Raw genomic sequence first — 22247 nt, forward strand, 5'->3', positions numbered from 1 at the left:
CATAAAACTTGTTGGTATACGAATAGAAGTGCGTCGGGTGCCTTCGTGTCAAATCAATTCGTATGTCGTTAGCCGACAAAGGCTTTTTCTACCACAAAACTGGCAGGACGGTTATTTGCCCCCTCCACTAGTCCGAAGGATTCGAGCGCGGCCTTGGTGTCGTTCAACATGGCCATCGACCCGCAGATCATCGCACGGTCGCGATCAGGAGAGATCGGCGGCACGTCCAAATCGCGGAACATCTTGCCCGACGCCATCAGGTCTGTTTGCCGCCCTTCGCGCGGCCACGGCGCGCGGGTCAGCGTGTCGTATAGGGTCAGCCTTTGCGCCAATTCACCCACCAGCGGATCGGCCTTGAGGCTGGCGACCAGATCACGGCCATAGGTCAGCTCTTTGGCGGTGCGACAGGTGTGGCATAGGATCAGATCATCGAACTTCTCGTACGTCTCGGGGTCACGGATGACCGACGCGAAAGGCGCGATACCGGTCCCCGTGGCGAACATCCACAGCCGTTTTCCGGGCAGCAAGGCGTCATTCACCAACGTCCCCGTCGGCTTGCGGCGCATCAGCACGGTATCACCGACCTTGAGCTTTTGCAGGTGCTGCGTCAGCGGCCCGTCCGGCACCTTGATAGAATAGAACTCGACCCCCTCGTCCCACGAGGGCGACGCGATGGAATAGGCGCGGAACACCGGCTTTTCGGCATTGGGTAGCCCGATCATCACGAACTCTCCCGACCGGAAGCGGAAGGACGGGTCGCGGGTGATGCGGAAGCGGAAAAGGCTGTCGGTATAATGCTGCACCTCCGTCACCGTTTCGGCAAAGACACCTGCGGGGATCGGGAAGCTGGGGCGAGAGAGAGAAGCGGCGTCCATGGAGAGTCCTTATCGGCTGCGGATGTAATATTGTTTGTATGCGAATGATTATCTGTCAAGTGTTTCATCTTGATCGGTCGCATTTTTCTGTTAGCGTTCAAATGAAACTGATGCTGCTTGAAAGGCGTGCCCCATGTCAGACACCTCTGCAAAACTCGTGATCCGGAACATCGGGATGATCCTGACCGGAAAGATGGAAGACCCCATTGCCGACGGGGATTGCCTGATCGCGATGGACGGTAAGATCACGGAATGGGGCTATGCCAAGGATATGGATTGCGACGGGGCCACGACAGAAGTCGACGCCCATGGCGCGACGCTGGCACCGGGGTTGATCGACAGCCATGTGCACCCGGTGGTGGGCGACTATACCCCGCGCCAGCAGCAGTTGGGGTGGATCGATTCAACGCTGCACGGCGGGGTGACCACACTGATCTCTGCCGGGGAAGTGCATATGCCGGGCCGCCCGAAGGATATCGTCGGTCTCAAGGCGATGGCGATCGCGTCGCAGCGTTGGTACGAAAACTTCCGCCCCTCGGGCGTCAAGGTTCACGCCGGTGCGCCGGTGATCGAACAGGGCATGGTCGAAGAAGACTTTGCCGAGATGGCCAAGGCCGGCGTGACCCTGCTGGGCGAGGTCGGACTGGGCACGGTCAAGGACGGCAAGACCGCCGCGCAGATGGTCGGATGGGCGCGCAAATACGGCATGCAAAGCACGATCCACACCGGCGGCCCGTCGATCCCCGGATCAGGGTTGATCGATGCGGATATGGTGCTTGAAACCGGAACGGATGTGGTCGGGCATATCAACGGCGGGCACTCTGCCCTGCCCGACGATCAGATCATCTGCCTGTGCGAGGGCTGCAAGGCCGCGCTTGAGATCGTGCATAACGGGAACGAACGCGCCGCCTTGCTGACGCTGAACACAGCGCGCGAGTTGGGCAAGCTTGATCAGTTGATCTTGGGCACCGACGGTCCGGCGGGATCTGGCGTGCAGCCTTTGGGGATCATGCGCATGGTTGCGATGCTGTCGTCGCTTGGCGATGTACCTGCCGAGGTCGCCTTTTGCTTTGCCAACGGCAACACCGCACGGCAACGCAAGCTGGACACCGGATTGATCGAGGTCGGCAAATGCGCCGATTTCGTCCTGATGGATCAGGCACAGCATGCGCCCGGCAAAAATATGCTTGAATCGGTGCAACTGGGTAATCTGCCCGGTGTTGGCATGACGGTGATTGATGGCGTGGTACGCAGCCTGCGCAGCCGGAATACGCCCCCTGCCACGCGGCTCCCCAAGCTGATTTGCGGCACCGTCGGCACCTGAACGCCGACATAAGCGGCTGCGGCGGGGGATCTGCCGCGCCGCAAGTGACGCGATGTTTCAATGACATCGCAGGTGCCATTGGCCGCTTTCCCCGGTTTCGGGGAAAGTAGGGCTTTCCTTACCTTTATATTCATGGTCAATTTTCGCCGAGATATGGGGCCGCACGTGCGGAGGGCCTTGGTGCGCGTAAAATCCTGTCAAACGTCAGCTTGCGGAACATCGTTCCATCATGCGGTATTGGCAGTTTGAATTTTAGCGCTTAGGCTGCAGAAATCAGAGTCGCGGACAATCGTGGAGGAGTGTCCGGCAACAGGCTCGATAAGGGAGGACGAAATGGCCACACTATCTGTATCTATGCTGTCTGCGGGCGGGTGCATATGACCGCAATGACCCCCGAAGAAGCCATTCGCCACGTGGTTTCAACGAACCCGACGTTCGAAGTAACCGAAAGTAATATCCGTGGCGTCACCTATAAAACATTCAAGAATATCCCGAAAACCCTGGGCGGGCTGATCCAGGCAAGCCGCGAAATCCAGGGTAATGGCGCGGCGGAGTTTCTGGTCTATCAGGATGAACGCTGGACCTATGATGCGTTTGTCGCCGATGTGAACCGCATCGCCAACGGGCTGCGCGACACGCTGGGGATCAAGACCGGCGACCGTGTCGGCATCGCGATGCGCAACTATCCCGAACTACTGATGCTCACGCTGGCGGTCGCGTCAGCGGGTGCTGTGGTGGTGTTCGTCAATGCGTGGTGGACCACCGAAGAGCTTGACTATGCGTTGCAAGACAGCGGGGCCAAGACGGTCTTTGCCGATGGTCCCCGTTTTGAACGGATGAAACCCTTGGTGGATGATCTGGGCCTGCGGCTCATCGGCGTGCGCGATGCCGAGGAAATGGGCCCGCACAAGCTGTCGGACCTCATGCAGGGCATGGCCGAAACGCCGCCCGAAGGGGTCGATCTGGACACGGACGATGACTTTGCGGTGATGTATTCCTCTGGCACGACGGGCAAGCCGAAAGGGGTGGTGCAGACCCACCGTGGCGCGCTTAGCGCGGTGTTCAGCTGGCTGTTACAAGCCGTCGCCGCGCCGCTGGTCACCCCCCCTGAACCCGGCGCACCGCCCGCGCCGCGCCCGTCGGGGTTGATCGTCACACCGCTGTTTCACGTCACCGCGACGCATCCGCTGTTTCTGCTTAGCCTGCCCGCCGGTGCCAAGATTTCCTTGCTGCACAAGTGGGACGCCGAAGAAGCGGTGCGCGTGATCAACCGCGAGGGCGTGACCCGTTTTCTGGGGGTGCCGACGCAATCTGCCGACCTGCTGGAAGCCGCAAAGCGTATGGGGGAAACCCTACCGACGCTCACCTGGCTTGGCGCAGGCGGGGCGAAACGCCCTGCGGCGCAGGTGGCGCAGTTGAAAAACCAGTTCCCCGCCGCCGACATCGCGACAGGCTGGGGAATGACCGAGACGAACGCGCTTGGCATCGGCATGGTGGGCGAGGAATACAACAAACGCCCCGACGCCGCAGGCAAGCTGCATCCGCCGCTGCAAGACATCCGCTTTCTGGACGACAAGGGCAACGATGTCCCGCAGGGCGAATTGGGCGAGATTACCGTCAAAAGCCCCGCCAATATGCGCTGCTACCTCAACAAGCCGGAAGCCACAGAAGAGACGATGCAAGACGGCTGGCTGCGCACCGGTGATCTGGGTGTGATCGACGCCGAAGGCTATATCACCATCCTTGATCGCAAGAAGAACATCATCATCCGGGGCGGCGAAAACATCGCTTGTCTGGATGTCGAGGGCGCGCTTCACACGCATCCCGATGTGATCGAGGCTTGCGCATTTTCCGTGCCGGACCCGCGCTTGGGTGAAGTCGTCGGGGCCTCTGTGCAGACCCGCGATGGCAAGCCTTTGACGCAAGCCGACATGGCGGCGCACCTCGACGGGCGGCTGGCCAAATTCAAGATACCCGAAAAACTGTGGTGCCAGGACGGTCCTTTGACCCGTGGTGCCACCGACAAGATTGACCGCCGTGCGATCCGCGCGGCCTGTCTGGACACATAAGGCCCACCAACCGGGCCGGAAGAAAGGAAGACTATGAACACCCCAACCGACGCAGAAATTGGTGCCTATATCGGTGCTGCCGGCAAAGCCGCATGGGAGGTCCCGGACCTGCCCGCCAACACCAAACAGCGCGAGATCAAATCCGTAGGCATCATCGGCGCGGGTACGATGGGCGGCGGTATCGCGATGAACTTTGCCACCGCGGGCATCCCCGTCACCATCGTCGAGACCACGCAAGAAGCGCTGGACCGCGGGTTGAAGGTCGTGCGCGGCAACTACCAGCGCAGCGCAGATAAGGGCCGTTTCCCGCAAGAAGAAGTCGAAGCGCGGATGGATCGCTTTGACGGCAAGCTGGAACTGGCGGCCTTGGCCGAGTGTGATCTGGTGATCGAAGCCGTGTTCGAAGATATGGAGCTGAAGCGCAAGATCTTCACCGAGCTGGACCGCGTGATGAAACCCGGCGCGATCCTTGCGACGAACACCTCGGCGTTGAACATCGACGAAATCGCAGCGATGACCAAGCGCCCCGAAGACGTGATCGGGCTGCACTTTTTCTCGCCTGCCAACGTGATGAAACTGCTCGAAATCGTGCGCGCGAAACATACTGCTGATGATGTGGTCGCGACCTCGATGGATCTGGCAGCCAAGATCAACAAGATCGCTGTACTCGTCGGCGTTTGCCCCGGTTTTGTCGGCAACCGTATTTTGTTCGCACGCCAGAAACAGGCCAACAAGCTGCTGCAACAGGGCTTGATGCCGTGGGATGTGGACGCCGCGCTGAACGCCTTTGGCTTCAAGATGGGGCCGTTCCAGATGTCCGATCTGGCCGGTCTGGATATCGGCTGGTCCAAAGGGGCCAAGACCGAAAACCCGATCCGCGATGCGCTGTGTGAAATGGACCGTCGCGGCCAGAAGACCCAAGCGGGTTTCTACGACTATGATGAATCCCGCCGCCCGATCCCGTCGGATGTGGTTGCCGGTGTGATCAAGGACATCACCGGTGCCGAGGCCAACCAGATGTCGCAGGAAGAGATCATCGAGATCTGCATCTATCCGATGATCAACGAAGCGGTCAAAATCCTCGAGGAAAACAAGGCGCAGCGTCCCTCTGACATCGATGTGGTCTGGCTGAACGGCTATGGCTGGCCCGCCGATAAGGGCGGCCCGATGTTCTATGGCGATATGGTCGGTGCGCAGGCCGTGCTGGACGTGATGGAAAAGCTGGGTGCCGAAGACCCCGAATTCGCGCCCGCCGAGCTGCTGCGCGATCTGGCCAAGAATGGCGGGAAATTCACTGAAATCGACACCGGAGGGCTGAAGGTATGAGCTATCAATATATCACCACCGAAAAGAAGGGTCACATCCTTGTTGTGACCATGAACCGCCCCGAGGTGTACAATGCTGTGCACGTCGACATGCATAATGAAATGGCCGATTGCTGGGACGCTTTTGCAGCGGATCAGGATCTTTGGGTCGCGGTTCTGACCGGCGCGGGGGACAAGGCGTTCTCCGCGGGGAACGACCTGAAAGCCACCGCGGCGGGCGGGTCAAAAGCGACAATGCCCGCCAGCGGCTTTGCCGGTCTGTCCTCGCGTTTTGATCTGGAGAAGCCCATCGTCGCCGCCGTCAACGGTTTCGCCATGGGCGGCGGATTTGAAACCGCGCTGTCGTGCGACATCATCCTCGCCTCCGATCAGGCGAAATTCGCCCTGCCCGAGGTTAAGGTCGGTTTCTTCGCCGCGGCATCCGGCGTACAGCGCCTGTCGCGCTATATCGGGCGGCTTGCCGCGCAAGAAATGATGTTCACCGGCCGCACCATCATGGCCGATGAGGCGCTGTCGATGGGCTGCGTCAACGCGGTCTATCCTGCCGACCAGCTGATGGCGAAAGCGATGGAAAAGGCCGAAGAGCTGTGCGCCGTGTCGCCGTCGGCGGTCAAGGCCACGAAACGCGTCCTGAACGACATGTACAAGCGCGACGGGATGCAAGACAGCATCGCCTATTCACGCGAGGTGATCGCGGACCTCAGCAAAACCGAAGATTTCAAGGAAGGCGTGAACGCCTTTGTCGAAAAACGCAAACCCAACTGGGTCAATAAATAATCGAACCAACTGCCAGGAGGCACTCTATGTCACATAACGAAGCTATGGCCGGAATGAATAATCTCGAGATGTCCGAGAAGGCCAAGCCGCTGTTGGCCGCCGTCATCAAACACATCCGCGAAAATGTCGATCCGATCACCGACGAGTATTTCCGCCTTGGCGAAGGTCGTGCCGACCGCTGGTCACACGCGCCCGGCCAGTTGGAGCTGCTGGAAACCGCCAAGAAAAAGGCCCGTGAGAATGGGCTGTGGAATTTCTTTTTGCCCAATGCCGAAACCGGTGAAGGTCTGTCGAACCTCGATTACGCCTATATCGCGGCCGAGCTTGGCAAAAGCCCGCTGGCCTCTGAATCGCTGAACTGTTCCGCGCCCGACACCGGCAACATGGAAGTGCTGGAACGGATCGGGACAGCGGAGCAGAAAGAAAAGTGGCTCAAGCCGTTGTTGGCCGGTGAAATCCGGTCGGCCTTCGCGATGACCGAACCCGATATGGCGTCCTCGGATGCCAAGAATATCTCTACCTCTGCCGTGCTAGAAAACGGTGAATGGGTCATCAACGGCGAGAAATACTATATCTCCGGTGCCGGTGATCCGCGCTGCAAGATCATGATTACTATGGTCAAGACATCGCCAAATGCCGAACCTTTCCGTCAGCAGTCCCAGATCCTCGTGCCGATCGACACGCCCGGTGTTGAAATTGTCGGCCCGATGCATGTCTTCGGTCACGACGACGCGCCGCACGGTCACATGCACATCAAGTTCACCAATGTCCGCGTGCCCGAGGAAAACATCCTCTGGGGCGAAGGCAAGGGCTTTGAAATCTCCCAAGTGCGTCTTGGGCCAGGCCGTATCCACCACTGCATGCGCTCCATCGGGGCGGCGGAAAAGGCGCTGGACCTGATGATCGAACGCGGGCTGAGCCGTGAAGCCTTTGGCAAGAAAATCATCGATCTGGGCAAGAACATGGAAACGATCTCTCGCGCCAAGATCGAGATTGAAGCCATGCGCCTGATGGTTCTGAAAGCCGCCAAGGCGATGGACGTACTGGGCAACAAAGAGGCCCGCATCTGGGTCAGCATGATCAAGGCGATGGTGCCGGAAAAAGTCTGCAACATCATCGATCAGGCGATGCAGGTGCATGGTGCGACAGGTATTTCGCAGTGGTCGCCGCTGTCGGGCATGTACACGTCGCAGCGCACGCTGCGCTATGCGGATGGCCCTGATGAGGTCCACCACCACGTGATCGCCCGCGCCGAGGTCAAGGATTATCAGGAATCCAACCTGCGCACATCGCGCGCCCGTGAAGAGATCGCCACAGGCCGTACGCGAGGTGGCGTATGACCCTATTCGATCTGACCGGAAAGGTGGCGCTGTTGACCGGCGCCTCCAAGGGCATGGGGCTGGCGATGGCCAAGGGTCTGGCCGAGCATGGCGCGACAGTCGTCATCTCGGCGCGCAAGCAAGACCAGCTGGACGCCGCCGCCGCCGAGATCAACGCGCTTGGCAAGGGCAAGGCGTTCGGCGTCGCCTGCAACGTTGGTTATAAAGAGCAACTGCAAGCGCTGGTGGACGAGACCCACAAGCTGGCAGGCAAGATCGACATCGTGATCGGCAACGCGGGCGTGAACCCCTACTATGGGCCAACGTCCGAGATCCCCGATGATGCCTATGAAAAGACGATGAACGCCAATGTGCTGTCCAATCTTTGGCTGGCACAGATGGTGGCCCCCGACATGATCGAGAAAGGCGCCGGGTCGATGGCGTTCACCTCGTCCATCGGGGCGTTCAAACCGTCGGTCATGCTGGGCACCTATGGCATGTCCAAGCTGGCGCTGATCGGCCTTGTGCGCAACCTTGCCGCCGAATTCGGGCCCAAGGGTCTGCGGTTCAACGCGATCTGTCCGGGTCTGGTGAAAACCGAATTCGCGCGCGAGCTGTGGGACAATCCCGATGTCGAGAAACGCATCAAGAACGAGATCCCGCTGCGCCGTCTTGGCGAGGCAGAGGATTTCGCGGGGCTCGCCGTGTTCCTCGCCTCTGATGCAAGCCGCTACATGACCGGTCAGGCGCTGACCGTTTGTGGCGGATCGAACATGTGGACGTAAGGGGCTGCTATGGAACTGAAGGATAAAATCATCGTCATCACCGGTGCCGCAAGCGGCATCGGCAAGGCGATGGCCATCCGCTTTGCCGCGGAAGGGGCCAAGAAAGTCGTCTGTGTCGACCTTAACAAAGAGGGCGCGCAGGCGGTCGCCAACGAGATCGACGGCGTGGCTTTCGGTGTGAATGTGGGTGTCGAGCAAGAGATCGCGGATATGATCGATGCCGTGGAAAACGACATCGGCCCGATTGATCTGTTCTGCTCTAACGCGGGCATATTGATCGCGGGCGGCATGGAAGTGCCGAACGAAGACTGGCAGCGCATCTGGGACATCAATGTGATGGCCCATGTCTGGGCGGCCCGTCATCTGGTGCCGCGCATGACCGAACGCGGGGGCGGCTATCTGCTGAACACTGCGTCGGCGGCAGGACTGCTGAACCAGGTCGGCTGCGCGCCTTACGGCGTGACCAAACACGCGGCTGTTGCCGTGGCCGAATGGCTGGCGATGTCCCATGGTGATGACGGGATAAAGGTCTCTGTGCTCTGCCCTCAGGCTGTCCGCAGCGAGATGACCCGCGGTCACGAGGATTCTGTCGCCGCGCTCGACGGTCTGCTTGAAGCGGAACCCGTGGCCGAAGCCTGTCTGGAAACCATCCGCAACGAGACGTTCCTTGTGCTGCCCCACCCGCAAGTGCTGGAGTATATGCGCAAGAAAACCGAGAACTACGATCGCTGGATCGGGGGCATGCGCAAGCTGCACCGGATGTATGGCGACCGCAGAAACCCGCAGGGGAATGTATCATGATCGGCTATACCACCGTGGGCACCAGCGACATGGCGCGCGCCAAGCAGTTCTATTGTGACCTGTTCGAAAGCAAGGGTGCCAAGGTGCTGATTGACAGCGGCCGGATCGCCATGATCGGCACCGGCGGCGGCACGCCCATGATCTCTGTCTGCGAACCCTACAACAAAGAGGCCCCTACCCCCGGCAACGGGGTGATGGTCGCTTTTACCGCTGACAGCAAAGAGGAAGTGGACGAGATCTACGCCAAGGCGATCTCGCTTGGTGCGACAGACGAGGGCGCGCCGGGGCAAAGGGTGCCGGACCGGTTCTACGGGGCGTATGTCCGCGACCTTGATGACAACAAACTGTGCTTTTTCAAATTCGCCTAAAGTAAAAATCTGCCGTCCGCGTCACGCGGGCGGCAGCCCATAGACGCGCCGCGCCGTGCCAGAGAAAAGCGCCGCTTGCGCCGCGTCATCCAGATGCGCTGACATCTTCTTGAACGCGTTCCAGATCACCACATAGCTGACCGCCGTGCGATCCACGGGAAAGTTGCTTTCGAACATGCAGCGTTCGGGGCCGAAGACATCCAGCATATGCGCGTACCATTTGCCCTGCGTCTCTACGATCTCGTCCGAGGACGGTGGCAGGTCACGATGCATGTAGCCGTACCCATTGTCGGGCATGCATAGCCCGCCCAGCTTGGCCATCACATTGGGGCATTCCGTCAACTCTGACATATGGTCTTTCCACGCGGCAAAGATATCGTCGCGTTTGCCTTCGAACCGGCCAATGCCCAAGGGTGTGCCGAAGTGGTCAAGGATCAGCGTGGTCTGTGGCACCGCGCGGGCAAGGTCCAGAAACTCTTGGTGTTGATGGTGGTAATGCCAGCTGTCCAGCGTCAGCCCACGCTCGCCCAGGATCGCGGCACCGCGGATGAAGTTAGGATCGCCGTATTGGTTTTCGACCCCGCGTCCGGGGATCGCCAGATGCTGCGGTTCCGCATCGCGCGCGCCGGAGTTGCGGATACCTTTGAACAGCCCGTTCCCTGCGGCCTCATGCGCGTCGAGCGCGGCATGCAGCTGGTCAGGGGGCAGCACCAGTTCGGTCTGCGCGATGATGCCCGCGATCTGCGCCTGACCGCGCGGCACCTGCGCCGCCATCTGCGCCACGGTGCGGGTCTCGCCCACCGATTGCAGATGCGCGGGCGCGTCGCGATCCCAATAGGACCGACATTCGATATAGACCGTCTGTACCACGTTATGTCCGGCGCCGGTGTCGCGCCAAAGCGCGTCCATCTCGTAGACGGCGGGGGCGTCGGGCGTGCCGTGACGCCAGAGGTGGTGGTGGGGGTCCACAATCTCGCGGTGCGGGTCGATTGCGGTCTCGGGGACCAGTCCCAGCCAGTCGTCCCGCAGTTCGATCCCCGGTCGCCAACCCGGATAGCGGCCCCCCGTCTGTGTCATGAAGCAGCTTCTTTCTTTTTATAGGGGCGCATCAGCCCTTCTTGCGCCGTTGTCGCGGCAAGTTGGCCGTTCTGGTTGTAGATCAGCCCGCGATTGAACCCGCGCGCGCCGCCAGTAAACGGGGCGTCGAGTTCGTACAAATGCCAGTCAGAGAAATCGATCGGCGCGTGAAACCACATGGCGTGGTCAAGGCTGGCAGTCATGACCTGCCCCTGGAACCACGTCAGCCCGTGGGGCCGCAACGACGAGCCGAGCAGGTTCATATCGGACGCATAGGCGAGCAGGCAGTGCTGCATGATCGGGGACTGCCCCTTTGCCGCCTCCATCCGGAACCAAAGATAGTTCTTGTCCGAGGTCTTTTCCGGTTCGAACAGATCGCGCGGATCAACCTCGCGGATCTCAATAGGGCGTTCGCGCAGAAAGTCGTCGCGGTGTTTGGGCGAGATTTTTTCGATATAGGGTTCGCGCAGATCGGGGCGGTCAAGCCAGTGTTCCGGCCCTTTTACGTCAGGCATCTTGTGCTGGTAATCCCAGCCCTCTTCCTGCACGTGGAACGACGCCGAGAGGTTGAAGATCTGCTTGCCGTGCTGGATCGCGACAACCCGCCGCGTGGTAAAGCTGCCCCCGTCGCGGGCGCGGTCGACCTGATAGATCACCGGGATCGACGGGTCACCGGGACGGATGAAATAGGCATGCAGCGAATGGCACATCCGGTCCGGCACCGTGCGATAGGCGGCCATCAAAGCCTGCGCGATAACATGGCCGCCAAAGATGCGCGTGGTGGTTTCCCCGCCCGACCCGATGCCGCGGAACAGGTCGATCTCAAGCTGTTCGATATCCAGCAATTCAAGGAGTTGGCGGGCCACATCGGTCATCTGGGTTCAGTCCTTCTGGGTCGCACGCGCATTGGCGTAGGCGACATAAAAATCAAAGCTGTCCGGATTGGCCATTGAATCCCTGTTCACCACCTTTTCCGGATCCTGCCCAAGCAATAGCTTTTTCACAGGAACCTCAAGCTTTTTGCCAGATAGGGTGCGGGGGATCTCGGCGACCTCGATGATCTCGTTTGGAATGAACCGGGCCGAGACGTTCTTGCGGATTGCCGCGTTGATCTTGTCCTTGAAGGCGTCATCAAAGGCGACGCCTTGGGCCGGCACCACGAAGAGCGGCATAAAGCTTTCGCGGCCCAGAAATTCGAGGTCGACAACAAGGCTGTCCATCACCTCGTCCAGCCCTTCGACGGCCTGATAGATTTCCGCACTGCCAAGGCGCAGACCCTTGCGGTTGATCGTGGCGTCAGAACGTCCATAGATGACCGATCCGCCGTTTTTGTTGATCTCGATCCAGTCGCCGTGGCGCCAGATGCCGGGATAGGTGTCGAAATAGCTGTCGTGCAGGCGGCTGCCATCATCGTCGCCCCAGAAGAACAGCGGCATCGACGGCAGCGGCTCGGTACAGACCAATTCGCCCACAACGCCGGTCAGGTCATTGCCATCCTCGTCGAAGGCACGCACCGCATTACCAAGTGCGCGGCACTGCATTTCACCTGCGCGCACGGGCATGCCGGGATGGCCCAGCACAAAGGCCCCCGCCAGATCAGTCCCGCCCGAGATAGGCGCCAGCCAGACGTCCTGCTTCACCTGTGCGTATATCCAGTCATAGGCATCAGAGCTCAGCGGTGACCCGGTCGAGCCGAGCGAGCGCAGCGCGGAAAGGTCGACCTCGTCCCGTGGGGTCAGCCCTGCCTTCATGCAACCGCTAAAGAAGGCCGCGCCTGCCCCAAAGAAATCAAGCTTTTCATCCGCGACAAAGCGCCAGATCACGCCCATGTCAGGATAATTTGGTGCCCCGTCGAACATCGCGACCGTGGTGCCCTGCCCCAGTGCGGTGAATTGCGAGTTCCACATGATCCAGCCCGAAGATGTCAGCCAGCAATAGCGTCCGCCGCGCCGAAGATCATGGTGCAGCGATTGTTTTGCGGATTCCAGAATGATCCCGCCATGCCCGTGCACGATCGGCTTGGGGTTGCCGGTGGTGCCGGAGGAATAGACGATCCACAGCGGATGATCGAAGGGGACTTGAGTGCTTTCATAGGGTGCGTCGCGGTCCAGCAGACTGTCCCACGCCATATGCCCCTTGGGCAGATCCCCGACAAAAGGCACCGTGACGCATTGCACCAGACTGGGCAGCGCTGCCTCTAGCCCCGCGAGGATCTCGCGACGGTCCACGGTTTTGCCCGCGTGGACATAGCCGTCTTGCGCGATCAGCACCTTGGGTTCAATCTGCTTGAACCGGTCCAGAATGGCGACATGCCCCATATCGGGGGCGCAAAGCGACCAGATCGCGCCGATGCTCGCGGTAGCCAGAAAGGCGATCATCGCGGTTTCGGTATTGGGCAGCACGGCAACAACGCGGTCGCCTTTGGTCACGCCCATATCCCGCAGATGCGCTGCGACGCTTGCCACTTGCGCGCGCAGCTCGGACCAGGACAGACGTTTGCGGCCAAAGGTTTCGGACTGCACGATCAGCGCATCGCCGTCAGGCTGGCTGTCCACATGCTTCATGATCTGGTCGGTGTAGTTCAGCATCGCGCCGGGGCACCATTCGGCACCGGGCATCTGACGCTTTGCCATCACGGTCGTGTAGGGCGCGCTGGCCTGTACGTCGAAATAGTCCCAGATCGCGGACCAGAACCCGTCAAGGTCGGTCACGCTCCACTCCCACATGGCGTTATAGTCGTCGAACGTCAGCCCGCGTTGGTCTTTCAGGAACCGTTCAAATTCCGCCATGGTCGAGGCATCGGCGCGCTCTTTTGTCGGGGTCCAAAGGATATCGTTCATGTCATCGCTCCGTGGATGAGGGCCTTGAGTTGGGGGCGCGCGGGGTACGAGCTGGACGGCGCAAGCTGCGTGAAGAATACGACAGACAGGTCCAGCACCGGATCAATCCAGAAGAAGGTAGAGGCCATGCCGCCCCAGCTGAAATCGCCTAGGCTGCTGGGAACGCGGACGCGACCGGGGTTCAGCACCACGGCACCGCCAAGGCCAAAGCCCATCCCCTCCATCGGTTGTTCAGCAAAGCTGGCAGGCCCCATCGACGCGATGTCGCCGGGCAGATGGTTGCGCATCATAAAGTCGAGCGTCTTGGGCGAGATCAGCCCCGCCCCACCGGTGCGCAGCATCTCGGCGAACTTGAGGTAATCATCAATGGTGCCCACCAGTCCGCCGCCGCCGGAATGCATCTCGGCGTTCAGGAAGGGGGAGGTGTCGGGCTTGTCCACGCAGCGCAGCACGGGCGTCTCTGGTTTGGCCGCGTTCATGCCATAGGCGCTGCCTGCCAGCGGGGTGTAAAGCGAGGCAAAGCGGTCAATGCCACCTGAGGGCACGGAAAACCGCGTCTCGTCCATGCCAAGGGGGCCAAGGATTTCATCAACCAGAAACGCCTCTAACGACTTGCCCGAAACGACCTCTATCACGCGGCCAAGCACGTCGATGCCCACGGAATATTCCCAACGGGTGCCGGGGTGAAACGCCAGCGGCAAGGCGGCCACGCGGTCGGTCATCTCTGCCAGCGATCCCTGATCGGCGCGGAACAGGATGTCGGCCTCGTCCATCGCCTTCGCCGTGATGCCGGGGTTGAACGGATAGCTCAGCCCCGAGGTATGGGTCAGCAGCTGGTGCAGTGTCGGCGTCTGACAGGGTTCGGTCTGATCCGCCGCGGTGGCACCGTCGATCAGGCAGCGCATATCGGCGAAAGCGGGGATGAAATCAGACACCGGCGCATCAAGGTGGAACAGCCCGCGTTCCGCCAGCATCATGATGCCGACCGAGGTGACGGGTTTGGTCATCGAATAGATGCGGGCGATCGTGTCGCGTGTGAACGGCTGGCCAGTATCCGTGTCGCGCTGGCCCTTGGCATCAAAGTAAACCTCTTGCCCGCCCTGCGCCACCAGCACCGAACATCCGGCAAACCGTTTGCGGTCCACATAGGTCTGCATCCAATCCCCGATGCGGCCCAGCTTATTTGTGTCGAACGCCAAAAAACTTTCCTCCCGAGCCGCGACCGCGCCTCAGGAGGATGAGGCCGCGGAACGCGACGATTTCAATAGATGATTTACTGGTAATGGTCCGGGTTAGGTCATCAGACCTCAAGCCATTCCTTGCGCACGTCATCACGCTGGCGCAATTCAGCCGGCGTGCCCTCATAGACCACCTGACCATGCCCCATGACATAGACCCGATCCGCGATGTCCATCGCGATCGACAGTTTCTGTTCCACCAGCAGGGTAGAGATCCCGCGGTTGGCGATCTCTTTAAGCACCTCGGCGACCTTCTGTACCATCTGCGGGGACAGACCTTCGGTGGGTTCGTCGATCATGACCAGATCGGGGTCGCCCATCAGCGTGCGACACATGGTCAACATCTGCTGTTCCCCCCCCGACAGAACCGAGGCTTCGACGTCGGCGCGGCGGTCGAGGTTTTCGAACATGTCGAACATCGACTGCATCGACCAACGGCCCGCGCCATCCTTTTGTCCCGGCTTCAGACCCAGCGTCAGGTTCTGCCGCGTGGTGAGACCGGGAAAGATATCGCGGTTCTCGGGCACATAGCCGATCCCCATATTGGCGATCTGGAAGGCTTTCTTGCCGCTGATCTCCTGCCCCTGAAACTTGACCGATCCTTTCGGTTCGACCTCGCCCATGATGGCCTTGCAGGTGGTAGACCGCCCCACCCCGTTGCGCCCCAGAAGCGCGACGATCTCGCCTTCTTTGACGTTCAGGTTCACCCCCTGAAGGATGTGGGACTTGCCGTAGAAGGCGTGCATATCCGTGACTTCGAGCATCATTAGTGTTCTGCCTCCAATGCGGCGCCCAGATAGGCTTCTTGTACGCGGGCGTCTGCACGCACGTCTTCGGGTTTTCCGGTGGCGATGATTTCGCCATAGACCAGCACCGAAATCCGGTCGGCGAGACCGAAGACGACGCTCATGTCATGTTCCACCATGATCAGCGTCTTGCCCGCGGTCACCTTGAGGATCAGGTCGGTGATATAGTCGGTTTCCGTGTTGCTCATCCCCGCCGTCGGTTCGTCCAGCATGATGACATCGGCACCGCCCGCGATGGTGATCCCGATTTCAAGCGCGCGCTGTTCGGCGTAAGACAGGGTGCCCGCGGGCAGGTTGCGCCGTTCCAGCAGGTTGATCTGGTCAAGGATGCGGTCCGCGCCCTCGGTCAGCTCACGGGACCGGTTCACCAGATTCCAGAAGCTGTATTTATAGCCCTGCGACCACAAGAGCGCACAGCGCACGTTTTCAAACACGCTCATCGCCGGAAAGATGTTGGTGATCTGGAACGAGCGGCTTAGCCCCTTGCGGTTGATCTGGAAGGGTTCGAGCCCGGCCAGATCCTCTCCGTGCAGCTTTACCGTTCCAGCCGAAGGCGCAAACCGTGCGGTGATCAGGTTGAACAGCGTCGATTTCCCCGCGCCGTTCGGCCCGATCACGGCGTGACGTTCCGCCTTGCCGATGCTCAGGTCGATGCCGCGGATGATCTCGGCCTTGCCAAAGCTTTTCTTGAGGCCAGTCAGTTCAAGTGCGGGTGTGCTCATGACGCGCCTCCTGCTGTGTTTGCTTCGTTCCAGGCGTCTTTCAACGCGGGTGCTGTGGCCTTGGCAATGCCCAAACCGATCAGCGCGACCGCGCCCGCCACCAGCCACGGCATCAGCGTGTGGCTGTCGAATGTGGTCCAGAAGACGGTCATTTCATTGTCACCCGTGGCCCCATGACGATAGTGGAACGTCATCTCGACCAGTGCCGCCAGCCCCATCAAACCGATTGCCGCCGGCAGCAGCGTCTTGAGATAGGGCATGACCAAGGTCGATGCCTTGCCCAGCTTGAACACAGGCACATGCATCATCAGCAGACCTGCCAGACCACCGGGGAAGAACATCACCGTGGATAGGAACAGGACGCCCGCATAAAAGGCCCAAAGCTCGGTCGACAGGCTCAGAACGGTTTGCAGCAGGGTAAAGGCGATGGCCCCGATGATCGGGCCAAAGAAGAACCCGACGCCGCCAAGGAAGGTCACCAGCAGGATGATCCCTGACGAGGCGGTGTTGAGGTTTTCCTCGGTCAGGATTTCGTAGTTGATCGCGAAAAGCCCACCGGACACGCCCGCAAAGAAGCCAGAGGCGACAAAGCTGTAGAAGCGGACCCACCGCGAGGAATAGCCCAGAAACTCTGCCCGTTCGGGATTGTCGCGCACGGCGTTTGCCATGCGACCCACGGGGGTGCGGCTCCAGAGGTACATCAGCGCGGCAGAGATCACGACCCAGCCAGCGGTCAGGTAATAGACCTCGATCTGTTGCAGGAATTCGACGCCAAAGAAGGGCTGCGCGTAGGTCCGGTCACCGCTGATGCCTTCCTCGCCGCCAAAGAACGCGACGATAATGACGGAACAGGCCGCGATCAATTCGCCCACACCCAGCGAGATCATGGCGAATACCGTGCCCGCGTTACGGGTCGAAAACGCGCCGACGATCATGGCCAGACCCATGCCGAAAAGACCACCAAACACCGGCAGGATCACCAGGGGAATGGTCGAGAAGAAATCGGACATGTTCATGATGTGCATACAGGCAAAGCCCCCCACACCGGCATAGACCGCATGGCCAAAGGACAGCATACCCCCCTGCCCGAGCAGCATGTTATAGGCCAGCGCGAAAACGATCGTGATCGACATCTGGTTCATGATCGTCAGTGCCGAGTTATTGGTAAACACCATCGGCAGGATGGCCAGCACGACAGAGGCAATGACCCAGGGGGCCAATGTCAGCACCAGCGACCCTGACCGCATACGCTGCGCGGGTTTGGACGGGTCCGTGGTGATCTGCTCTTTCGGGCGGGCGCCTTTGGGAATGTCGGTTCTTGGATCTGAAACTGTCATGAGCTGCGCTTTCCGAAAAGACCTGCCGGGCGGAAGATGAGGATCAGCACCATCAGGATATAGGGCAAGATGTCGGCGATCTGCGGGCTCGTGAGGCTCCAGAAGTCGCGGAATATGCTGTCATCCAGGCTCTCTGGTTTAGAGATGCCAAGGCCGGTCAGGATATTCTCCATCTCGATGTTGTAGGATTTGGCGAAGGTGGTGATCCAGCCGATCAATAGCGACGCGATCAGCGCCCCCCAGAGCGACCCGAGGCCGCCGATCACGATGGTCACGAACACGATCGACCCAAGCACAAAGGCCATACCGGGGAAGGTGCCAAGCACCGGTCCGGCAATCACACCGGCCACACCGGCCAGCGCCGTGCCGACCCCGAAGACCCCCATAAAGATCAGCGGCACATTGTGGCCCAAAGCTTCGACCGTGCGCGGATAGCTGAGCGCGGCCTGAATGATCATGCCGACGCGGGTCTTGGTCAGCACGTAAAGCAGCCCGATAAAGATGCTGATCGAGATGAAGATCATGAAAATCTTATAGGCGGGGATCGAATTCCCCGAGATCGCAAACGCGGTAAAGTTCAACGCGTCAGGAATGGCGTAGGGCAGTTGGTTCTTGCCCCAGATGAATTGCACCAGTTCTTCGATCAACAGCGCCAGACCAAAGGTAAAGATCAGTTCGGGCACGTGTCCGTATTGGTGCACCCTGCGAAGGCCGTAGCGTTCAACCCCTGCCCCCATCACACCCACGACGAGCGGCGCGATCAGCAGCCCCATCCAGAAGCCGAGCGCAAGACTGATCTGGTAGGCGAAATAGGCACCAAGCATATAAAAGCTGGCGTGAGCGAAGTTCAAAACACCCATCATCGAGAAAATTAGGGTCAGACCGGCGGAGAGCATGAACAACAGCAATCCAGTAACCAGCCCGTCGATGAGGTTGACGAGAATGAGGTCCATGAGGCCCCTCCAGTAGTGTGGTGGCAAGGTGCAAGAGGGGCCCGCCCGCCGGCGCAGGCGGACCCGAGAGAAATCGCCTTATTCGGGGCGCTTCATCTCGCAGGTTGTCGGGCTGTCCATCGACGCCATTTCGACGGTCGATTCAGTCACGACACCATATCCGGATTGGTCATAGTCAAAGTCCAGGTTGTCGTTTGTGTGGACGCCGACATGCATGTCCTGAATGATCTGGTGATCTTGCGGACGCATGAACAGTTTACCACCCCACATGCTGTCGTATTCCATGCCTTCCAGCTTGCTGGCCACGGCGACCACATCTGTGGCGGAACCTGCTTCGGTGATGGCCTGGGCCAGCATGCCGATGGTGTTGAAGATACGGCTTTGGTCGATGTTGCCGTCTGGATACTTCTCAAGGAAGGCGTTGTAGGTGTCGCGCGCTTCTTCGGTAGCAATCGGGTTGATGCTGCCTTGCGAAATCAGGCGAATCTTGTCCTTACCGCTTTCACCAAAGGCGGCCGTGATGCCGGAACCCGCAGCGTAATAGGTATAGATCGGCCCTTCGAACCCGTTGTCGATGATCGCCTTGCCGATGCCCAGCATGTCAGCGCCCCAGTTCCCGGTGATCACGGCATCCGCACCAGAGGATACAACCTTGCGCGCGTAGGGGGTAAAGTCTTTCACCTTGCCGATGGGGTGCAGTTCGTCACCGACGACCTCGATGCCGTCACCTTTCGCGTCCAGCATTTCATTAGCGGCGGCAGACACAGCCTTACCAAAGGAATAGTCCTGCCCGATGATGTAGACTTTCTTGATGTCCTTGTCCTGAACGATCACATCGGTCAGCGCGTCCATCTTGATGTCAGAGTTGGCGTCGAAACGGAAATGCCAGAAGTTGCATTTGTCGTTGGTCAGCGCAGGGTCCACAGCGGCATAGTTCAGGAACAGAACACGGCTGTCGGGGTTGCGGCGGTTGTGTTTGTCGATGGCTTCGGTCAATGCGTTCGCAACGCCAGAGGAGTTCCCCTGAACGACGTAGCGCGCGCCTTGGTCAATCGCGACCTGAAGCTGAATAAGGGATTCTTTGGGGCTGACCTTGTTATCAAAAGGCAGCACTTCCATTTTTTGGCCGTCCAACAGACCGCCTTTGTCGTTTACCATGTAATCAGCCGCGAATTCGAACTGATGCAGGCCGTTGGTGCCCGTGCTTGCGAATGGACCGGACAGCGGGTCAATGAACGCGATCTTGATGTTTTCGGCAAAGGCTGCGCTCGCGCCAATGACCAAAGAAAGCGCGGAAACCGCGCCGTACTTAGCGATATTTTTCATTTTAATCCTCCCAAGGACGGCCCGGCGCTTTTAATGCGTTTTTTGGATTGCCAGACCTTGGGAAGAGCCTTGCATAATGCGATTTATTGTCAAGCGCCTCTGTTCATAAGTTGCGAGCCTGCACCGTTGGTTATGCCATATATTGCGTGAAGGTACGGGCGAAATCACCTGCGTGAAATTTTGCCCGCTGCCGTTTTTTGACGCAGGGTCAGAAATAAGCATTTGAAAATAAATGTATTAATGAATTGCACAAGATTGTGACGGCTGATCAGTTTTTACGCGGTGCCTGACAGATGTCCGCTGGACACTATTCAAAAAAAATTTGCGACGGCGGGTGCGATCCTGACAATTGTCATGGCACCGCAGTTTCGCCAATTCCAGCCACTGGAACGAAGCTGCTGGCCGCGGTGGTTGAAATCTATACGACCGGCCAAGTTGATTCTCCCGCCCCGCGGGTCCACACCCTAAAACCGGATGCTGATGGCTTGCGCCGCTGCCGACAAAAGCTGTGCATAGGTCGTTTCAAGCTGTCGCTTCTTCACGTGGAAAGCGGGACCGCCCACATTCAGCCCGTAAACCTGCGACCCGTTGGGCGAAAACACGGGCACCGCGATGCCGTTCACATCGGGACGCCAATCGCCATAGCTTGAACAAAATCCCTTATCTGCAAACTCGGTCATCGCGGCGGCATAGCTGTCGCGCGCGCGGGCTTCGAACTCGGGCCCTTCGGCTGCAGCATAGCGGAACGCGCGGTCGCGGCTTTCGTCGGACATGCCGGTCAGGATGGCGCGACCAATGGCGGAATCAAACAGCGGCAGCCGTGACCCGACGCGAATTTGCAACGCGACATCCTCGCGCGAGCGTTTGGTCGCGATATAGACAACGTCCAGCCGGTGGACCTCTCCGATCGCGATGGTGACATAGGAATTGGGCCCGTCACGCAGCTTGCGCATCTCTTCCTGCGCGCGGTCCCCGATCTCCATACTCGACAGCACGCCAAAGCCAAGCTGCAGCACCCCTGCGCCCAGCCGATAGGTGCCGGTGCGGGCATCGGCGACAAGATAGTCCAGTTCCACCAGCGTATGGGTCAGGCGCGACACCGTCGCCTTGGGCAGCCCTGTCCGTTCGGAGAAATCCGTGTTGGTCAGGGCTGTTTCGTTTTCCCGAAAGCAGCGCAACACATCCAGCCCGCGGGCAAGCGCCGTGACAAAGTTTCTGTCCTTCGTCTCTGCCGGATCTGTCGCGAACTCGTTGGAGGCCATCTTACTTGCCTTCCAGCGCTTTAAGCCCGTTTTCCGCAAACACAGGGACATAGGCCCCGACCTTCATCGCCCGCTCGGGGTTGGAGGCATTGCCGTCCAGCGCGCGTTTCAATACGCCCTGAATGATCCCGGCCATGCGGAAGAAGCAAAAGGCGAGGTAGAAGCCAAAGTTGTCGATCCCGTCCAGCCCGCGGCGTTCGCAGTATTTGGCGATGAATTCGGCATCACTCGGCACGCCAATCGCTGCGCGGTCCACACCGCCAAAGCCGCGCCCTTCGGTGCCCGCCGGCATCTGCCACTGCATGATAACGGCCGCAAGGTCAGCGTAAGGGTGCCCGATGGTCGACAGTTCCCAGTCCAGAATGGCCAGACACTTGGTGCCGTCTTTCTCGAACATCATATTGTCGATGCGGTAGTCGCCATGCACCAGCGTGCGCTGCCCGTCATCCGCAGGGATGCTGGCGGTCAGCTTTTCGATCAGCTGGTTCATCGCGGGCAGGTCTTCGGTTTCGGACGCGCGGTATTGCTTGGTCCAGCGGGCGACCTGACGTTCATAATAGTTACCGGGGGGGCCGTAATCCGACAGACCCACCGCGTCGATGTCCACCTCGTGCAGGGCGGCAAGCACGCGGTTCATCTCGTCAATCACGCCAGCGCGGCCTGCTTTGTCCATGTCGGGCATGCGCGGGTCCATGAAGTTGCGCCCGTCGATATGATCCATGATGTAGAACGCCGACCCGATCACATCGTCGTCTTCGCACAGCAGGTGCATTTTCGACACGGGCACATCGGTATCCTGCAACGCCTTTTGCACGCGGAACTCACGATCAACCGCATGGGCGGATTTCAACAGAACTCCCGGCGGTTTGCGACGCAGAACATAGTTACGCGACGGGGTTTTCAGCAGGAACGTCGGGTTGGACTGACCGGCTTGGAACTTGGAAACCTCAAGCGGGCCTTCAAAGCCCTCAAGGTGTTTTTCCAGATAGGCGCTGACCTTCGGAATATCGAGTGTCTGGGTGTCTGTGCTCATGGCTACCGTT

The 22247-nt window shown here is 59.7% G+C and carries 20 protein-coding genes; 8 read left to right on the plus strand and 12 right to left on the minus strand.

Annotated elements, in window-relative coordinates:
• Positions 1-68: 68 nt before the first annotated feature.
• Entirely contained in the window at positions 69-875 is an 807-nt protein-coding gene (locus AADW22_RS16790; protein WP_074636797.1) for a ferredoxin--NADP reductase, read from the minus strand.
• Between the two features lie 133 nt (positions 876-1008).
• Between AADW22_RS16790 and AADW22_RS16795 the strand changes: the two genes are divergently transcribed.
• The 8 genes from AADW22_RS16795 to AADW22_RS16830 all read left to right on the plus strand — a co-directional run bounded on the left by AADW22_RS16795 (position 1009) and on the right by AADW22_RS16830 (position 9643).
• Positions 1009-2199, plus strand: a complete 1191-nt coding sequence (locus tag AADW22_RS16795; RefSeq protein ID WP_407474741.1) for an amidohydrolase family protein — start codon at positions 1009-1011, stop codon at positions 2197-2199.
• Positions 2200-2576: 377 nt separating this feature from the next.
• Positions 2577-4268 (plus strand): AMP-binding protein, encoded by a 1692-nt coding sequence (locus AADW22_RS16800; RefSeq protein ID WP_407474742.1) that lies wholly within the window; start codon positions 2577-2579, stop codon positions 4266-4268.
• A gap of 33 nt (positions 4269-4301) precedes the next feature.
• Positions 4302-5594 carry a 3-hydroxyacyl-CoA dehydrogenase gene (locus AADW22_RS16805; RefSeq protein ID WP_132997976.1) on the plus strand — a complete coding sequence of 431 codons (1293 nt, stop codon included), beginning with the start codon at positions 4302-4304 and terminating at the stop codon, positions 5592-5594.
• A complete protein-coding gene (locus tag AADW22_RS16810) occupies positions 5591-6370 on the plus strand; it encodes an enoyl-CoA hydratase-related protein (protein ID WP_009824290.1) in 780 nt (259 codons plus the stop codon). The genes AADW22_RS16805 and AADW22_RS16810 overlap by 4 nt, the downstream gene beginning before the upstream one ends.
• A 53-nt stretch (positions 6371-6423) precedes the next feature.
• Complete coding sequence (locus tag AADW22_RS16815; protein WP_407474762.1) at positions 6424-7710, plus strand: acyl-CoA dehydrogenase family protein; 1287 nt, start codon at positions 6424-6426, stop codon at positions 7708-7710.
• Positions 7707-8474, plus strand: coding sequence for an SDR family NAD(P)-dependent oxidoreductase (locus AADW22_RS16820; protein ID WP_005848869.1), 768 nt, complete (start codon positions 7707-7709; stop codon positions 8472-8474). The genes AADW22_RS16815 and AADW22_RS16820 overlap by 4 nt, the downstream gene beginning before the upstream one ends.
• A gap of 9 nt (positions 8475-8483) precedes the next feature.
• The gene (locus AADW22_RS16825; protein WP_180829560.1) at positions 8484-9275 is read left to right on the plus strand and encodes an SDR family oxidoreductase; all 792 of its coding nucleotides are present in this window, start codon (positions 8484-8486) and stop codon (positions 9273-9275) included.
• Positions 9272-9643, plus strand: coding sequence for a VOC family protein (locus tag AADW22_RS16830; RefSeq protein ID WP_407474743.1), 372 nt, complete (start codon positions 9272-9274; stop codon positions 9641-9643). Before AADW22_RS16825 ends, AADW22_RS16830 begins: the two co-directional genes overlap by 4 nt.
• Positions 9644-9664: 21 nt before the next feature.
• Here the strand turns inward: AADW22_RS16830 and AADW22_RS16835 are convergent, their stop codons facing one another.
• The 11 genes from AADW22_RS16835 to AADW22_RS16885 all read right to left on the minus strand — a co-directional run bounded on the left by AADW22_RS16835 (position 9665) and on the right by AADW22_RS16885 (position 22237).
• Positions 9665-10720 carry an amidohydrolase family protein gene (locus AADW22_RS16835; protein ID WP_407474744.1) on the minus strand — a complete coding sequence of 352 codons (1056 nt, stop codon included), beginning with the start codon at positions 10718-10720 and terminating at the stop codon, positions 9665-9667.
• Positions 10717-11595 carry an acyl-CoA thioesterase II gene (locus AADW22_RS16840; protein ID WP_005848859.1) on the minus strand — a complete coding sequence of 293 codons (879 nt, stop codon included), beginning with the start codon at positions 11593-11595 and terminating at the stop codon, positions 10717-10719. Before AADW22_RS16840 ends, AADW22_RS16835 begins: the two co-directional genes overlap by 4 nt.
• A gap of 6 nt (positions 11596-11601) precedes the next feature.
• On the minus strand, positions 11602-13560 hold the full coding sequence (locus AADW22_RS16845; RefSeq protein WP_342580036.1) for an acetoacetate--CoA ligase: 1959 nt from the start codon (positions 13558-13560) through the stop codon (positions 11602-11604).
• On the minus strand, positions 13557-14759 hold the full coding sequence (locus AADW22_RS16850) for a serine hydrolase (RefSeq protein ID WP_289085404.1): 1203 nt from the start codon (positions 14757-14759) through the stop codon (positions 13557-13559). Before AADW22_RS16850 ends, AADW22_RS16845 begins: the two co-directional genes overlap by 4 nt.
• A gap of 101 nt (positions 14760-14860) precedes the next feature.
• Positions 14861-15562, minus strand: a complete 702-nt coding sequence (locus AADW22_RS16855) for an ABC transporter ATP-binding protein (protein WP_174226639.1) — start codon at positions 15560-15562, stop codon at positions 14861-14863.
• Positions 15563-15564: 2 nt separating this feature from the next.
• Complete coding sequence (locus tag AADW22_RS16860) at positions 15565-16326, minus strand: ABC transporter ATP-binding protein (protein ID WP_005848852.1); 762 nt, start codon at positions 16324-16326, stop codon at positions 15565-15567.
• On the minus strand, positions 16323-17663 hold the full coding sequence (locus tag AADW22_RS16865) for a branched-chain amino acid ABC transporter permease (protein ID WP_064216662.1): 1341 nt from the start codon (positions 17661-17663) through the stop codon (positions 16323-16325). Before AADW22_RS16865 ends, AADW22_RS16860 begins: the two co-directional genes overlap by 4 nt.
• Positions 17660-18616 carry a branched-chain amino acid ABC transporter permease gene (locus AADW22_RS16870; protein ID WP_005848848.1) on the minus strand — a complete coding sequence of 319 codons (957 nt, stop codon included), beginning with the start codon at positions 18614-18616 and terminating at the stop codon, positions 17660-17662. Before AADW22_RS16870 ends, AADW22_RS16865 begins: the two co-directional genes overlap by 4 nt.
• 78 nt (positions 18617-18694) lie before the next feature.
• Positions 18695-19942 carry a branched-chain amino acid ABC transporter substrate-binding protein gene (locus AADW22_RS16875; protein ID WP_168593217.1) on the minus strand — a complete coding sequence of 416 codons (1248 nt, stop codon included), beginning with the start codon at positions 19940-19942 and terminating at the stop codon, positions 18695-18697.
• 464 nt (positions 19943-20406) lie between these two features.
• A complete protein-coding gene (locus AADW22_RS16880; RefSeq protein WP_005848844.1) occupies positions 20407-21204 on the minus strand; it encodes an IclR family transcriptional regulator in 798 nt (265 codons plus the stop codon).
• Between the two features lies 1 nt (position 21205).
• Complete coding sequence (locus AADW22_RS16885) at positions 21206-22237, minus strand: phosphotransferase family protein (RefSeq protein ID WP_289085403.1); 1032 nt, start codon at positions 22235-22237, stop codon at positions 21206-21208.
• Positions 22238-22247: the final 10 nt, after the last annotated feature.

Origin of the sequence: Sulfitobacter sp. PM12 (genome assembly GCF_045586035.1) — a bacterium.
In the GTDB taxonomy this organism is placed as follows: Bacteria; Pseudomonadota; Alphaproteobacteria; order Rhodobacterales; family Rhodobacteraceae; genus Sulfitobacter; species Sulfitobacter pontiacus.

What these genes read in the sequence shown, in the direction of transcription:
- AADW22_RS16795 (WP_407474741.1), top strand. Translation starts at nt 1,009, where the DNA reads ATGTCAGACACCTCTGCAAAACTCGTGATCCGGAACATCGGGATGATC.
- AADW22_RS16790 (WP_074636797.1), bottom strand. Translation starts at nt 875, where the DNA reads ATGGACGCCGCTTCTCTCTCTCGCCCCAGCTTCCCGATCCCCGCAGGT.
- AADW22_RS16810 (WP_009824290.1), top strand. Translation starts at nt 5,591, where the DNA reads ATGAGCTATCAATATATCACCACCGAAAAGAAGGGTCACATCCTTGTT.
- AADW22_RS16820 (WP_005848869.1), top strand. Translation starts at nt 7,707, where the DNA reads ATGACCCTATTCGATCTGACCGGAAAGGTGGCGCTGTTGACCGGCGCC.
- AADW22_RS16885 (WP_289085403.1), bottom strand. Translation starts at nt 22,237, where the DNA reads ATGAGCACAGACACCCAGACACTCGATATTCCGAAGGTCAGCGCCTAT.
- AADW22_RS16860 (WP_005848852.1), bottom strand. Translation starts at nt 16,326, where the DNA reads ATGAGCACACCCGCACTTGAACTGACTGGCCTCAAGAAAAGCTTTGGC.
- AADW22_RS16825 (WP_180829560.1), top strand. Translation starts at nt 8,484, where the DNA reads ATGGAACTGAAGGATAAAATCATCGTCATCACCGGTGCCGCAAGCGGC.
- AADW22_RS16865 (WP_064216662.1), bottom strand. Translation starts at nt 17,663, where the DNA reads ATGACAGTTTCAGATCCAAGAACCGACATTCCCAAAGGCGCCCGCCCG.
- AADW22_RS16830 (WP_407474743.1), top strand. Translation starts at nt 9,272, where the DNA reads ATGATCGGCTATACCACCGTGGGCACCAGCGACATGGCGCGCGCCAAG.
- AADW22_RS16845 (WP_342580036.1), bottom strand. Translation starts at nt 13,560, where the DNA reads ATGAACGATATCCTTTGGACCCCGACAAAAGAGCGCGCCGATGCCTCG.
- AADW22_RS16855 (WP_174226639.1), bottom strand. Translation starts at nt 15,562, where the DNA reads ATGCTCGAAGTCACGGATATGCACGCCTTCTACGGCAAGTCCCACATC.
- AADW22_RS16870 (WP_005848848.1), bottom strand. Translation starts at nt 18,616, where the DNA reads ATGGACCTCATTCTCGTCAACCTCATCGACGGGCTGGTTACTGGATTG.
- AADW22_RS16875 (WP_168593217.1), bottom strand. Translation starts at nt 19,942, where the DNA reads ATGAAAAATATCGCTAAGTACGGCGCGGTTTCCGCGCTTTCTTTGGTC.
- AADW22_RS16815 (WP_407474762.1), top strand. Translation starts at nt 6,424, where the DNA reads ATGAATAATCTCGAGATGTCCGAGAAGGCCAAGCCGCTGTTGGCCGCC.
- AADW22_RS16800 (WP_407474742.1), top strand. Translation starts at nt 2,577, where the DNA reads ATGACCGCAATGACCCCCGAAGAAGCCATTCGCCACGTGGTTTCAACG.
- AADW22_RS16835 (WP_407474744.1), bottom strand. Translation starts at nt 10,720, where the DNA reads ATGACACAGACGGGGGGCCGCTATCCGGGTTGGCGACCGGGGATCGAA.
- AADW22_RS16805 (WP_132997976.1), top strand. Translation starts at nt 4,302, where the DNA reads ATGAACACCCCAACCGACGCAGAAATTGGTGCCTATATCGGTGCTGCC.
- AADW22_RS16880 (WP_005848844.1), bottom strand. Translation starts at nt 21,204, where the DNA reads ATGGCCTCCAACGAGTTCGCGACAGATCCGGCAGAGACGAAGGACAGA.
- AADW22_RS16840 (WP_005848859.1), bottom strand. Translation starts at nt 11,595, where the DNA reads ATGACCGATGTGGCCCGCCAACTCCTTGAATTGCTGGATATCGAACAG.